Here is a 12662-nt window from a genome sequence, read left to right on the forward strand (position 1 = left end):
CGCACCGGAGGACGCTGACCCGATGGACATCACCACGGTCAACGACCGCCACCTCTACCGCGCGCGGGTCGTGGTGCAGGACCCGGCGGACCCGTCGCGGCAGCTCGAGCTGCCCGAGCGGATCGTCCGGTTCGGGCCGGCCGGCTGGCTGACGGTGACGACGGCGCCGACCGGGGACGCCGGGATCGAGGTCTACCCGACGTCCCACGTCCTGGCCGTCACCGACCTCCGCGAGGCCGGTCCGCCCGTGGACGGGCGCTGAGACGGTTCAGGCGGGCACCTGCGGGCGGTCCGGCGGGGACGGCAGCGCCGGTGCCGCCCGGCCCAGCGTGACCGGCATCGAGGAGTGGCCGCGCAGGATGATCGTCCCGCGGCGCCGCGCGGGCCCGGCCGGGGCGAGGTCGGGGAAGCGCTCGAACAGCGCCTGCAGCGCGACCTCGCCCTCCATGCGGGCGAGCGCGGCGCCCAGGCAGAAGTGGATGCCGCTGGAGAAGGCGAGGTGGTCCCGGGCCTCGGCCCGCGTGACGTCGAACTCGTGCGGGCGGTCGAAGACGCGCGGGTCGCGGTTGGCCGCGGCCAGCACGAGGATCACCAGGTCGCCCTCCTCCACCGGCACGCCGGCGACCGTGGTGTCGCGGCGCGCCCGCCGACCCGTCCGCTGCACCGGCGACTCCACGCGCAGCACCTCGTCCACGGCGTTGGGCCACAGCGAGGGGTCCGCGGCGAGCAGCCGGCGCTGGTCGGGGGAGGCGAAGAGCCGCTCGGCGCCGTTGCCGATGAGGTTGACCGTCGTCTCGAACCCGGCGCCGAAGACGAGCAGGGCGGTGGCCAGCAGTTCCTGCTCGGTGAGCCCGCTGCCGTCGTCGTCGAGCATGCCCGCCAGCGCGGACAGCAGGTCGTCGCCGGGGTCGCGGCGCAGCCGCTGCACGTGCCCGCGGAACCAGGTGTCGAGCTCGCCGAGGCTGCGCTCGACGGCGCGGAAGGTGCGCCAGTCCAGGCCCATGTCCAGGCTGGGCGAGGCCGCGTCGCCCCACGCCAGGAACTGCTCGCGCATCGCGACCGGGACGCCGAGCACCTCGGAGATGACGGTGACCGGCAGCAGGCTGGCGTACCGGGCCACGAGGTCGGTCCGCCCGTCGCCGGCGGCGGCCTCCCGTTCGAGGTCGTCGAGCAGGCCGTCGGCGATCTCGCGGGTGCGCTCGCGCAGCCCGGCGACGGCGCGGGCGCTGAAGGCGCGGCTGACCAGCTTCCGGTAGCGGGTGTGCTCGGGCGGGTCGACGGCCAGCATCGACGGCGGGTCGATCGGCCCGACGCTGCGCCGCGGCCCGGCCAGCCGCAGCACGGTCTGCAGCACCGGCGGCAGGCCGTCGGTGCGCGACCCCGCGATCTGTCCGAAGTCGGCGCTGCGCAGGACCTCGGTGCACACGTCGTGGTGGACGCTGACCTTGGAGAACGCCCCGCCCACGAACGGGGCCGGGGTGCGCAGTCGCTCGTAGTGCGCGAACGGGTCCTCGCGCACGGCGGCGTCGCGCAGGACCTGCGCGTCGGGGTTGCCGCCGCGGGCCCGCGCCCGGATCGCCAGCCGCATCACCCCGTGCGTCGCGGCCCACCGGGCCGCACTGCGCATGACTCCGTCCCCGTCGCGCACGTCCGCGTCTCCCCGTTCCTCCGGGCGCCTCCCGGTCCCGGCCACCTTCTCACCCGCTGTGGCCCGGGTCACCGACGGTCAGACGCCGCCCTCGAGGACCGCCCAGCCGTGCGGGGGGAGCTCGACGCCGCCGCGGCCGCCGGTGGCCGAGCCGGCCAGCACGGCGCCGGCGCCGGCGGCCGGCACGCGGGCGGCCGTGTCGGCCAGGTTGAGCGCCACGAGCAGCCGCTGCCCCTCGCCGGCCACCGAGTAGACCAGCTGCTCGTTGGCCACGTGCACCTGCTCGGGGGCGGCGGTGTGCAGCCAGCGGTGCCGCCGGCGCAGCCCGATCAGCTCCTGGTGCAGCGCGAACGTCGGCGCGCCGAGGGAGGACAGCCCGGTCGGGTCCGGGGGGAAGGGCGGCCGGACCGCGTCGTCGCCCCCGGCGCGGTGCTCCTTGACGCCGGTGAACGCGTGCTCGTCGCCGGACCACACGGCCGGCGTCCCGCCGACGGTGAGGAGCACCACCAGGGCGTGCGGCAGGTGCCGCGGGTCGCCGACCGCGCTGGCGATCCGGGTGACGTCGTGGTTGCCCACGAAGGTCCACGGCACGAAGGACCGCAGGAACTCCCCGTGCCGCTGCAGCGACCAGGCCAGCTCGAAGAGGTTCCGCTCGGCGATGCCGTGCCAGACGGCCTGCCACAGCTCGTACTGGGTGACGGCGTCCAGGCCGCCCTCGGCCACGGTCCGGGGGTAGTCGCCGTGGATGACCTCGCCGACGACGTACGCGTCGGGGTGGGCCGCCCGCACGGCGGGGAGAACCCGCGCCCAGAACGACGGCGGGACGGCGTAGGCGGCGTCCAGGCGCCAGCCGTCGGCGCCGCGGTGGAGCCAGTGCGTCATCACCCGGGTGACCAGGTCGGCGACGGCGCTGGAGGAGTGGTCGAGCTCGACGAGCAGGTCGTGGCCCTCGAAGACGTCGGCGCCCGGCGCGGTGCCCGCCGTCCACCCCTCCGGCCAGGACAGCCGGAACCAGTCCGCCGTCGGGGCGTCCGGGCCCTGCTCGACGACGGCGCGGAAGGCGGGGTGGTCGCGGCCCACGTGGTTGAACACGCCGTCGAGCAGCACCCGGATGCCGCGGTCGTGGGCCGCGGCGACCAGTGCGTCGAAGTCGCCGTCGTCGCCCAGCCGCGGGTCGATCCGGAAGTGGTCGACGGTGTCGTAGCCGTGCGTGCCGCTGGCGGACACCGGCCCGAGCGCGAGGCCGTTGCAGCCGAGGGCGAGCAGGTGGTCCAGCCAGCGCTGCAGGTGCGGCAGCCGGTGGCGCACCTCCCCGGCCGGCAGGGCGGTGCGCTCGGCACCGGTGAAGGACAGCGGGTGCACCTGCCACCAGATCGCGTCGGAGACCCAGTCCTGCACGTCGCTCCCCCCGTGTCCGGTGGTCCTGGCCGCCGTCACCGTGCCCCGCCGTCGCCCGGCCAGAACGCGAGCAGGGTGCGGATCCCCGTGACGAGGGCCAGCGGCCGGTCGAAGACCGGGTGGTGGCCGGCGTCGGGGAGGTCGACGACCGGCAGGCCGCCGGTGACGAGGGAGGCCATCTCCTCGGCCATCTCCCGGCTGACCAGTCCCTTCTCGCAGCGGAACAGCGCGGCCGGGCAGGTCAGCCGCGGGAGCAGCTCGGCCAGCAGCGCCGGCGGCCCCCACAGTCGCGGGTCGAACTTCCAGGTCCAGCCCTCGCCCTCGCGGCGCAGCGAGCCGCGCGCGACGTGCTCGCGGACGTAGGGGAGCAGCACGTCCTGGGGAGGGAGCGTGCGGAAGCGCTCGACGGCCTCCTCGAGGGTGGCGTACGTCCGGGTGGGACGCCGCCGCTGCCGCAGGCGCTCCTCCTCCGGCGGCCGGGAGACCAGCGGGGAGTCGATGACGGCGACGGCGGCCACCGCGCCCGGGTGCGCCACCCCGACGGTCAGTGCCACCCAGCCGCCCATGCTGTGGCCGATGACCACCGGCGCTCCGAGGTCCTCGGCGGCCGCCACCGCCACGACCTCGCGTGCCCAGGTGTCCATGTCGTAGGACGGGCGCCGGCCGCTGTCGCCGTGCCCGCTGAGGTCGAGGGCCACCACCCGGTGCGAGTGCAGCTGCGGTGCGACGTGGTCCCACCAGCCCGAGTGCGCGGCGCCGCCGTGGACCAACACCAGGCCGGGCCGGCCGGGCTCGCCCCACACGCGGTAGTGGACCGGCGTGCCCTCGACCTCCACGTCCCGGTGCTCCGGGGCGTCGGCGAGGGCGGCCTCGAACCAGGCGGGTGCGGACATCGGCGTCTCCTCGGGAGGGGCGGGTGGCCCGGCGATCATCCGGTGCCCGTGCCGGCGGCCACCGCGGGGGCGGGCGCGTCCACCGGCGGGCGTCGGGGCAGGCCGAGCCGGGCGACCACCGCGGTGAGCACGCAGACCGCCCCGCCGACGACGGCGATCGCCGTGTACCCGCTCGCAGCCGGCACGCCGCCCTCCGGCGTGGCGGCGGCGAGGACGGTCGCGGTCAGCGTGCTGCCGAGGGAGAACCCGACGTAGCGCAGGACCTGGTTGAGGCTGGTGGCGCTGCCGGTCTCCGACGGCGGGACGGCGGAGACGACGAGCGCCGGGAACGCCGCGAACGAGGCGCCGACCCCGAGCCCGGCGACGCCCGTGACCACGAAGAGCAGCCACAGGTCCGTGCGGGCCAGCCCGAAGAGGACGAAGGCGGCGCACTGCACGAGGGCGGCGACCGGCAGCACCAGGTGCTGGCCGCCGCGGTCGGCCGCGAGCCGGGCCCACCGGCCGGCGAGCACGGTCGCGGCCGAGAACGGCAGCAGCACCAGGCCGGCCACCACGACCGAGACGCCGAAGCCCGCGCCGTCGGCCACCGGGCTCTGGGCCAGCACCGGCACCGTGGCCAGCAGCAGGTAGTTCGTCAGGCCGACCAGCAGGGCGGCGACGTGCGCGGTCAGGGCGACCCGTCCGCGGGCCAGCCGCAGGTCGACCAGCGGCGACGGCGTCCGCCACTCCCACACCGCCCAGCAGGCCAGCGCCGCGGCCGCGCCGGCGAGCAGGCCCCACAGCGCCGGCGACGACCAGCCCCACGTCCCGGCCTCGCCGAGGGCGACCAGCAGCCCGGCCAGCCCCGCGCCGAGCAGCAGCGCGCCGACGACGTCCAGCCGGGGGCGGGCGGTCGTCGTCGCCGGGGGGAGGACCGCGGCCGAGGCCACCAGCGCGGCCAGGCTCACGGCGGCCCCCGCCCAGAAGGCGGCCCGCACGCCCCCGAGCTCGGCCACCAGGCCGGCCAGCGGATAGCCCAGCCCGACGCCCGCGGCGACGGTGACCGACAGCGCGGCGATGGTGGACCGCGCGCGCTGCCCGGCCAGGGCCTCACGGGCCGTGGCGATGGCCAGCGGGGTGAGGCCCAGACCCACCCCCTGCAGGGCGCGGCCGGCCACCAGCCAGCCCAGGCCCAGCGGGAGGGCCGCCAGCACGCCGCCGAGCGTGACCACGCCCAGCACGGCGAGGACCACGCGGCGCCGGTGCGGCCCGTCGCCGAGCCGGCCGACGACGGGCGTGGCGACGGCGCCGACGAGCAGCGTGGCGGTGAGCGACCACTGGGCGTCGGGCAGCGAGGCGTCCAGCGTGGCCGCGACGGCCGGCACCAGCGGTGCCCCGAGGCTGCTGATGACGGCGACGACCGTGCCCACGAAGACCAGGACCGGGACCAGGGCCCGCGGTGGGGGAGGGACCGTCATGGCCTCCAGGGTCCCAGCTCGTTGCGGGGGGCAACGAGTGGTCCCGGTCGCGGGCCGAGGAGCGTCTGAGCAGGATCGCCTCCCGAGGGAAGGGGACCGGCATGGCGACCAGCGAGGACGACCTGCGGCGCGCGTGGGCGGCGGGGGAGGCGCGGCACGGCCTGTGGAGCCTGCTGCCCGGTGCGGTGACCGGCGAGGTGCTGGCCCGGACCGGCGCCGACTTCGTCGTCGTCGACCTGCAGCACGGCGCGACCGCCGAGGCCGACCTGCCGGCGACCGCCGCGGCGATCACGGCGGCGGGCTCGGTGCCCCTGGTGCGGACCCGCAGCCCCGCCTTCGCCGACGTCGGCCGGCCGCTGGACCTCGGCGCCCGCGGCGTGGTCGTGCCCAACGTGCGCGACGCCGCGCACGCCCGCGAGGTGGTCGCCGCCACCCGGTACGCCCCGGCCGGCGGGCGGTCGATCGGGCGGCTGTCCGGCGGGGCCGAGCGGCCGCTGGTGGTCCTGATGGTCGAGGCGGCCAGCGCGCTCGACGACCTCGACGCCGTCCTCGCCGTCGAGGGGCTGGACGGGGTGTACGTCGGGCCGGGGGACCTGTCACTGTCGCTCGGGCTGACCGGGGAGGAGCACCGGGCGGAGCTGCGCGGCGTGCTGTCCTCGATCGTCGCGCGGGCCGCAGCCGCGGGGATGCCGGTGGGCGTGCACGCCTACAGCGGCGAGGAGGCCGCCGGGTTCGCCGCAGAGGGCGCCACGATCGTCACGGTCGCGGTCGACGTCGCGGTCCTGGCCCGGGCGACGTCGCAGCACCTCGCCGTCGCCCGCGGGGCGGTCACCGGCCCGGAGCGGGACATCGCCTGAGGCGGCTCAGGAGGCGGCCGGGCCGCCGTCGTCGACCGGCGCCCGGAGGTGCTGGACCTGCGCCCGGAGGCTCGCGACCTCGGCGGTGAGCTCGCCGATCCGGTCCTCGGCCCGCCGGGTCCCGGCCTCGGCGTCGGTGGCCCGGCGGTGCGCCTCCTCAGCGCGCCGGGCGGCCCCCGCGGCCTCGGTGAGCGCGTTCCGGAGGTCCTGCTCGGCCGCTGTCGCCCGGGCGGCCGCCTCCCGCGCGAGGGTCCGGGCCTCCTGCTCGGCGCGGCGTGCCTCGTCCCGCTCCCGCCCGGCGTCGCGGGTCCGCTCGCGCGCGCCGGCCGCGGCGGCGAGCGCCTCGTCCCGGGCGGCGACCGCCTCGTCGCGCTGCTGCGCCCGGGCCTGCAGGGTGTCGGTGAGGGTGGCCTCGGTGACGCTCCACCGTGCCCGGGCCTCGACCAGCGCGTCGTGCTCGCGGGCGGCCTCGGCGCGGGCGTCCTCCGCGGCCTGCCGCGCTCCCTCGGCCTCCCACTGGGCCGCCCGTCGGGACAGCTCGGCGTCGTCGGCCTGCCGCCGGGCGGCGGCGCGCTCCTCCTCGGCCCGGTCCCGCGCGGCCTCCGCCTGCTCGCGCGCGCTCTCGGCCGCCTGACGGGCGTCGTCCGCGAGGCCGATCCGGCGGTCGGCGTCCGTGCGGGCCGCGGCGACCGCGTCCTCGGCGGCGGTCCGGGCCACCTCGGCGTCCCGTTCGGCGGCCTGTCGACGCTCGTCGGCCTCCCGCTCGGCGGCGCGTCGTCCCTCCTCGGCCTCCGCCTGCAGCTGCCCGGCCCGGCGGACCTGCTCCTCGGCGCGCAGCCGTGCGGCGTGCGCGGCGTCGACGTCGGCCCGCGCCTGCGCCAGCCGGGCCTCCACGGTGGCCTCGTCCTGGTACTGCCCGAGCGCCTCGGCGGCGGCGGTCAGGAGGGCCGCCTGCGCCTCGGCGGCCTGCGCGGCCTCGAGGGTCGCCGCCGCCCACCGGCCCACCAGGTGGCGCACCCGACCCTCCGGAGGCAGGTCCTCGCCCAGCGCGGTCGCGCTGGCGGCGAGGCGGGTCGACGTCCGGGCGGCCGCTCGCGCCCGGGCCGTACGCGCGGTCTCCGGGTTGTGGTCCGCCCGGTCGCAGAACCTGGGTGCCGGCCCGCTGCGGCCGGGGACGCGGGGCCGTGGCGGGGCCGGGCAGCCGGGATAGGCGCACCGGCTGTCGGCGTCGGTCCCGTTCCCTGCGGTCATGCTGCACGACGATAGACGGATGCACGGGCCTTGCATCCATCCGTGCATGCCGACCGCCCAGGGACAGCGGCATCACTTCCGGGAAGCACCTATTCTGCGAAGCGATGGACGAGGACCGGAGCGAGCCCGCAGCACCCGTGGTGGCGGACGACGGGCTCCTGCTGCCGGGGGACCTCACCTCGGTCGGCGCGTACGTGGACGCGTCGCTCGCCGACTCGACGCGGCAGGCCTACGCGCGCGACCTCGCCGCCTGGGCCACCTGGTGCCGGAGCCGCTCGCTGCCGGCAGAGCTGCCGGCCGATCCGCTCTCCGTGGCGGCCTGGCTCGCCGCGATGGCCGACGACGGGCACAGCCCGCGCTACGTCGCCCGCCGGCTCTCCGCCCTCAACGACGCCCACCGGAGCAGAGGGCTCCCGCCCCCGGGGGACAGCGAGGGCGTCCGGCGCACCCTCACCGGGATCCGCCGGACCGCCGTCCGCAGCGGGTACCTGCCGCGGCGGGCCCGGGCGGTGGACACCGCCACCGTCCGTGCCCTCGTCGAGGACCTCCCGGACACCCTCGCGGGCGCGCGCGACCGCTGTCTGATCCTGGTCGGCTTCGCCCTGGGCCTGCGGGCGTCGGACCTGTGCGGGTTGCGGATCGAGGACGTCGTCCCGGCCGGGCACGGGGGCCTCGACGTCCTGCTCCGGTACTCCAAGACCGACCAGGAGGGCGCCGGGGAGACCCTCGCCCTCGCCGAGGGGGTCCGCGAGACCACCTGCCCGGTGCGCGCGGTGCGGGCGTGGCGCGCCGCGCTGGCCGGGCAGGGCGTCACCGCGGGGCCGCTGTTCCGGTCGGTGGGGAAGGGGAGCCCCCCGCGGCTCGGGGCGGCGCCGCTGACCACCCGCAGCGTCGACCTCGTCCTGCGGCGTGCCGCCGAGCGGGCCGGGGTCTCTCCGGAGGGGTTGTCCCCGCACTCGTTGCGCCGCGGCTTCGCCACCACGGCCTACGCCCAGGGGGTGCCCGAGAAGGAGATCAGCCGGACCGGCCGGTGGCGGTCCCTCGTGGTCCGCTCCTACGACGCCTCCAGCCGGTGGGCCGACCCCGCCTCCGGCTCCCTCGGCCTCTGAGCTCCCGGGGACGCCGCCCTCCGGGGTGACCCCCGCCGACCGGGCGCTCCGGGCGGCGACGGGATACTCGTCGCGACGGAGTCCGCCGGTGACCCCGCGCCCGAGGAGGTCCCAGGCCGTGCCCAGAGCCCTGCTGCTGGAGAACATCGACCCGGTGGCCGCCGAGCTCCTCGGCGCGGCCGGCTTCGAGGTCGAGTCGCAGCGCGGGGCGCTGGACGAGGCCGACCTGACCGCCGCGCTCGACGGCGTCGACGTGCTCGGCATCCGGTCGAAGACGCAGGTGACCGCGGAGGTGCTGCGCGCCCGCCCGGGTCTCGCGGCGATCGGCGCCTTCTGCATCGGCACCAACCAGATCGACCTCGCCACGGCCGCGGGCGCAGGGGTGGCGGTGTTCAACGCGCCGTACTCGAACACCCGCAGCGTGGTGGAGATGGCGCTGGCGGAGATCATCTGCCTGGCCCGGCGGCTGGTCGACCGCGACCGCGCGCTGCACGCGGGCTCCTGGGACAAGTCCGCGGCCGGCAGCCACGAGGTCCGCGGGCGGACCCTCGGCATCGTCGGCTACGGCAACATCGGCAGCCAGCTGTCCGTGCTCGCGGAGGCGCTGGGCATGCGGGTGCTGTTCTACGACCTCGAGGAGAAGCTCGCGCTCGGCAACGCGCAGCCGTGCGGCAGCCTCGAGGAGCTGCTCGAGCGGTCGGAGACGGTGACGCTGCACGTCGACGGGCGCGCGGGCAACGCCGGGCTGTTCGGTGCGGAGCAGTTCGCGCGGATGCGCCGGCGCAGCCTGTTCCTCAACCTCTCGCGCGGCTTCGTCGTCGACCACGAGGCGCTGCGCGACCACGTGCTCAGCGGCCACATCGCCGGTGCCGCAGTCGACGTCTTCCCCGAGGAGCCGCGCGAGCAGGGCGACCCGTTCACCTCGGTGCTGCGCGGCCTCCCCAACGTCATCCTCACGCCGCACATCGGAGGCTCGACGCAGGAGGCGCAGCACGACATCGGGCGGTTCGTCGCCGGCAAGCTCGTCGACTACACCGGCACCGGGACGACGAACCTGAGCGTCAACCTGCCCACCGTGGCGCTGCACGGGTCGTCGGTGGCGCGGTTCGCGCTGCTGCACCGCAACGTGCCCGGGGTGCTCGCGCGCGTCGACGCGCTGGTCGGCGAGCACGGGCTCAACGTCGACGGCCAGGTGCTGGCCACCCGCGGCGAGCTCGGCTACGCCGTCACCGACGTCAGCGGCCCGCTGCCCGAGGACCTGCTGGCGGCGCTGGAGGCACTCCCCGAGGCCGTCCGCCTGACGGTCTTCGCCCGCCGGGCCCGCTGACCGCTCGCGCGCCCGGGCCGGAGGTCCCGGGGGCGGACCTCCGGCCCGGGCTGCGGACGATCCCCCCGTGTCACGGTCGGCGTCGACGCCGATCCGGGAGGACCGATGACCGGCACCGCCGCACCCGCCCGTCCAGGACCGGGGCCCGGGGACCGGCGGCGACCGTCCGCGAGGTCCCGTCGAGGTCCGGCCGGAGCAGGTGCACCGGCGTCCTGTCTCGGCCGGGAGACGCCGGCCCGGGCCTCAGCGGCGTCGTCGAGGAGCGGCGTCCGGGGGGCGGCGCCGGGCTCAGCGCAGGCGGAAGCGGGCCGCCCACAGCGGCTCGACCGCGGCCCACTCCCGGGTCCACGCCCGGTCCCGCGCCCGGTCGAGCAGCGTGCAGACCCCCGCGTGCACCGCGGCTGCCGTGGACAGCCCGAGCAGCAGGGTGAGTGCGCCGGCGGTGACGGTCACGACGACGACGTCGCCGCGGCCCAGCGGCGGTCCGGCGGGGCTCCCGTCGGGACCGATCCACACCAGCACGGCCTCCCCGGCGCCCGCCCCCGCCGGCACCGGGACGGTGTCCTCGTGCCCGGTCCCGTCGGGGGACGTCCACGACGCCACCGCCCTGGCATGCTGCGACGACGTCCCGCTCCCGATCTCGGCGTCCTCCACCAGGACCGCCGGCACCTGCTGCCGCTCGGCGGCCTGGCGCGCGGCCTCCGCGCCTGCGTCCGACGCGACGACGCTCGCGACCGCCAGGGCCAGCGGCACGACGGCCACCGCCAGCAGCACGCAGGCGAGCCAGGACGCCAGCTCCAGCCGGTCGGTGCAGCGGGCGGGGACGCGGGAGCAGGTCATGGCGGGAAGCTCCTGGTGCGGCGCTCCTCGGGACGGCACGTGGTCCCCAGTCTCGTCCGTGGCGGCGCCCGTGACCCGGGTCCGCGGTCCCGGGGGAGTGCGACCGAGGTCCCGCGGATCGAGCGACGCCGAGGTCCCGGTGAGGGGTCCGGGTGGCCCTCTTCCTGATCTCGCGGACCTCTGACACGTGCCCGGGGACCGTCGCGGCTCTACCGTGCCGACGTGGCGGCGAGTGACGTGCCCGACGGGCCGGCCCGACGGGAGGCCGGGGCCGTCGCCGCGTCCCTGACCGGATCGGCCGGCGGCGACGGCGTTCCCGGCTGGTGGCGTGCAGAGCCACCCTGGCTGCGCCGTGTCGTCCTGTGGGTGGCCCTCGCCGCCGCCACCTACCAGGTGGCGGCCTGGGCGTTCACCCACCTGCGGAGCTTCCTCGGCCTGGTGTTCCTGGCCTGGATGTTCTCGATCAGCATCGAGCCGGGCGTGCACCTGCTCACCCGGCGGGGGTTGCGGCGCGGCGCCGCCACCGGCGTGGTCATGCTGGCCGTGGTGCTCCTCGGAGCCGGTCTGGTCGCCGCGTTCGGCACCCTGCTGGTCGACCAGCTCGCCGGCCTCGTCACCTCCCTGCCCGACGTCGTCACCAGCGTGGTGGACGGCGCCAACCGGACGTTCGGCACGCGACTGCAGCCCGACGACGTCGTCGACTCGCTGCGGCTCACGCCCGACCGGATCCAGCAGGTCGTGCAGGACCTGACGCCGGGCGTCGTGGGGATCGTGACGTCGGTGATCGGGGCGGTGTTCCAGACCTTCACGTTCCTGCTGTTCGCCTACTACATGTCCGCCCAGGCGCCCGCGCTGCGCGACACCGTCTCCCGCCGCTTCCCACCCCGGCAGCAGCAGGTCATCGCCACCGTCTGGGACATCGCGGTGGAGAAGACCGGCGGCTACGTGTTCTCCCGGTTGCTCCTCGCGCTGCTCAGCGCCTTCGTCACGGCGGTCTTCCTCCTGGTCCTGGGAGTGCCGTACTGGGCCCCGCTCGCGCTGTGGACCGGGCTGGTGTCGCAGTTCATCCCCACCGTGGGCACCTACCTCGCGATCGGCCTGCCGGCGGTCGTCGCCCTCGCCGGCCAGCCGTCGGACGCCGTGTGGGTGGTGGTCTTCGGCATCGTGTACCAGCAGGTGGAGAACTACCTGGTGGGACCGGCGGTCACCGCCCGCACGGTGCACATCCACCCCGCGGTCGCCCTGGGCTCGGTGATCGTCGGGGTGAAGCTCTTCGGCCCGATGGGCGCGCTGGTCGCCATCCCGGTCGTCGCCGCGATCCAGGCGGTGGTGGAGACCTACGGGCGGCGCTACGAGCCGGTCACGAACGGGGTCCCGCCCGTGCGCGGCCCCGGCGCGCGCCGGCGCTGGTGGGTGACACCCCGGCGTCCGCGCTGACCCTCGTGGTCGCGCACCGGCGCGTCGCCGGGAGTGCACGGGACCAAGGTCCTGCCCGACCCGTGACGTCGGTCGGCGTCCCCGGCGACCGGTCCGGCCGACCCTGGGGGGGAACCGGACGTCGACGAGGGGACGGGTTGCCGTGGGGATCGACGAGGGGACCGGGGAGCCGGGCGGCGGCCGGATCGTCGTGGGGGTCGACGGGTCGCCCGGTGGCCGGGCCGCCCTCGTCTGGGCGTTGACGGCCGCGGGCCGCACGGGTGCCGAGGTGGAGGTGGTCAGCGCCGTCCCGGTGGACCCGTACTGGGTCGGGCCGTCCCTGCTGGACACCTCCCGCCTCGAGGCGGTCCGGTCGGACACCGAGGTCCGGCTGCGCGGGGTCGTCACCGAGGCGATGTCCGAGGCGATGTCCGAGGCGATGTCCGAGGCGATGTCCGAGGCGATG

12 protein-coding genes are annotated in these 12662 nt (G+C 77.1%); 6 read left to right on the top strand and 6 right to left on the bottom strand.

Annotated features, from left to right (window positions below):
* The first annotated feature begins 22 nt into the window (after positions 1 to 22).
* Complete coding sequence (locus tag HLV61_RS10220; protein ID WP_369254941.1) at positions 23 to 262, top strand: hypothetical protein; 240 nt, start codon at positions 23 to 25, stop codon at positions 260 to 262.
* A 6-nt stretch (positions 263 to 268) separates the two neighbouring features.
* Here HLV61_RS10220 and HLV61_RS10225 read toward each other — a convergent pair whose 3' ends face one another.
* The 4 genes from HLV61_RS10225 to HLV61_RS10240 all read right to left on the bottom strand — a co-directional run bounded on the left by HLV61_RS10225 (position 269) and on the right by HLV61_RS10240 (position 5396).
* A complete protein-coding gene (locus tag HLV61_RS10225; protein ID WP_369254943.1) occupies positions 269 to 1627 on the bottom strand; it encodes a cytochrome P450 in 1359 nt (452 codons plus the stop codon).
* Between the two features lie 99 nt (positions 1628 to 1726).
* Positions 1727 to 3046: an alpha-amylase family protein gene (locus HLV61_RS10230; RefSeq protein ID WP_369254945.1), complete on the bottom strand. Its 1320-nt coding sequence runs from the start codon at positions 3044 to 3046 to the stop codon at positions 1727 to 1729.
* A gap of 35 nt (positions 3047 to 3081) precedes the next feature.
* Entirely contained in the window at positions 3082 to 3939 is an 858-nt protein-coding gene (locus HLV61_RS10235; RefSeq protein ID WP_369254947.1) for an alpha/beta fold hydrolase, read from the bottom strand.
* A gap of 35 nt (positions 3940 to 3974) precedes the next feature.
* Positions 3975 to 5396: an MFS transporter gene (locus tag HLV61_RS10240; protein WP_369254949.1), complete on the bottom strand. Its 1422-nt coding sequence runs from the start codon at positions 5394 to 5396 to the stop codon at positions 3975 to 3977.
* Between the two features lie 101 nt (positions 5397 to 5497).
* Between HLV61_RS10240 and HLV61_RS10245 the strand changes: the two genes are divergently transcribed.
* Complete coding sequence (locus HLV61_RS10245) at positions 5498 to 6253, top strand: HpcH/HpaI aldolase family protein (RefSeq protein ID WP_369254951.1); 756 nt, start codon at positions 5498 to 5500, stop codon at positions 6251 to 6253.
* A gap of 6 nt (positions 6254 to 6259) precedes the next feature.
* Here the strand turns inward: HLV61_RS10245 and HLV61_RS10250 are convergent, their stop codons facing one another.
* The gene (locus HLV61_RS10250; RefSeq protein WP_369254954.1) at positions 6260 to 7504 is read right to left on the bottom strand and encodes a hypothetical protein; all 1245 of its coding nucleotides are present in this window, start codon (positions 7502 to 7504) and stop codon (positions 6260 to 6262) included.
* A 104-nt stretch (positions 7505 to 7608) separates the two neighbouring features.
* Here HLV61_RS10250 and HLV61_RS10255 point away from each other — a divergent pair, with 104 nt between their 5' ends.
* A complete protein-coding gene (locus tag HLV61_RS10255; RefSeq protein ID WP_369254956.1) occupies positions 7609 to 8613 on the top strand; it encodes a site-specific integrase in 1005 nt (334 codons plus the stop codon).
* Positions 8614 to 8731: 118 nt separating this feature from the next.
* The gene (serA, locus tag HLV61_RS10260; protein ID WP_369254958.1) at positions 8732 to 9940 is read left to right on the top strand and encodes a phosphoglycerate dehydrogenase; all 1209 of its coding nucleotides are present in this window, start codon (positions 8732 to 8734) and stop codon (positions 9938 to 9940) included.
* 288 nt (positions 9941 to 10228) lie between these two features.
* On the opposite strand, the gene HLV61_RS10265 is transcribed toward serA, so the two are convergent.
* Positions 10229 to 10780 (bottom strand): Rv1733c family protein, encoded by a 552-nt coding sequence (locus HLV61_RS10265; protein ID WP_369254960.1) that lies wholly within the window; start codon positions 10778 to 10780, stop codon positions 10229 to 10231.
* 222 nt (positions 10781 to 11002) lie between these two features.
* On the opposite strand from HLV61_RS10265, the gene HLV61_RS10270 reads away from it, so the two are divergent.
* Both HLV61_RS10270 and HLV61_RS10275 read left to right on the top strand, forming a co-directional pair.
* The gene (locus HLV61_RS10270) at positions 11003 to 12217 is read left to right on the top strand and encodes an AI-2E family transporter (RefSeq protein ID WP_369254962.1); all 1215 of its coding nucleotides are present in this window, start codon (positions 11003 to 11005) and stop codon (positions 12215 to 12217) included.
* A gap of 142 nt (positions 12218 to 12359) precedes the next feature.
* Positions 12360 to 12662, top strand: a 303-nt coding sequence (locus HLV61_RS10275) for a universal stress protein (RefSeq protein WP_369254964.1), incomplete at its 3' end; no start/stop codon positions are given.

Origin of the sequence: Geodermatophilus amargosae (assembly GCF_041028265.1) — a bacterium.
Lineage (GTDB): Bacteria > Actinomycetota > Actinomycetes > Mycobacteriales > Geodermatophilaceae > Geodermatophilus > Geodermatophilus amargosae_A.

Excerpts from the sequence above, each read along its gene's own strand:
- HLV61_RS10220 (WP_369254941.1), top strand. The coding sequence starts at position 23 with ATGGACATCACCACGGTCAACGACCGCCACCTCTACCGCGCGCGGGTC.
- HLV61_RS10225 (WP_369254943.1), bottom strand. The coding sequence starts at position 1,627 with ATGCGCAGTGCGGCCCGGTGGGCCGCGACGCACGGGGTGATGCGGCTG.
- HLV61_RS10235 (WP_369254947.1), bottom strand. The coding sequence starts at position 3,939 with ATGTCCGCACCCGCCTGGTTCGAGGCCGCCCTCGCCGACGCCCCGGAG.
- HLV61_RS10240 (WP_369254949.1), bottom strand. The coding sequence starts at position 5,396 with ATGACGGTCCCTCCCCCACCGCGGGCCCTGGTCCCGGTCCTGGTCTTC.
- HLV61_RS10245 (WP_369254951.1), top strand. The coding sequence starts at position 5,498 with ATGGCGACCAGCGAGGACGACCTGCGGCGCGCGTGGGCGGCGGGGGAG.
- HLV61_RS10250 (WP_369254954.1), bottom strand. The coding sequence starts at position 7,504 with ATGACCGCAGGGAACGGGACCGACGCCGACAGCCGGTGCGCCTATCCC.
- HLV61_RS10255 (WP_369254956.1), top strand. The coding sequence starts at position 7,609 with ATGGACGAGGACCGGAGCGAGCCCGCAGCACCCGTGGTGGCGGACGAC.
- HLV61_RS10265 (WP_369254960.1), bottom strand. The coding sequence starts at position 10,780 with ATGACCTGCTCCCGCGTCCCCGCCCGCTGCACCGACCGGCTGGAGCTG.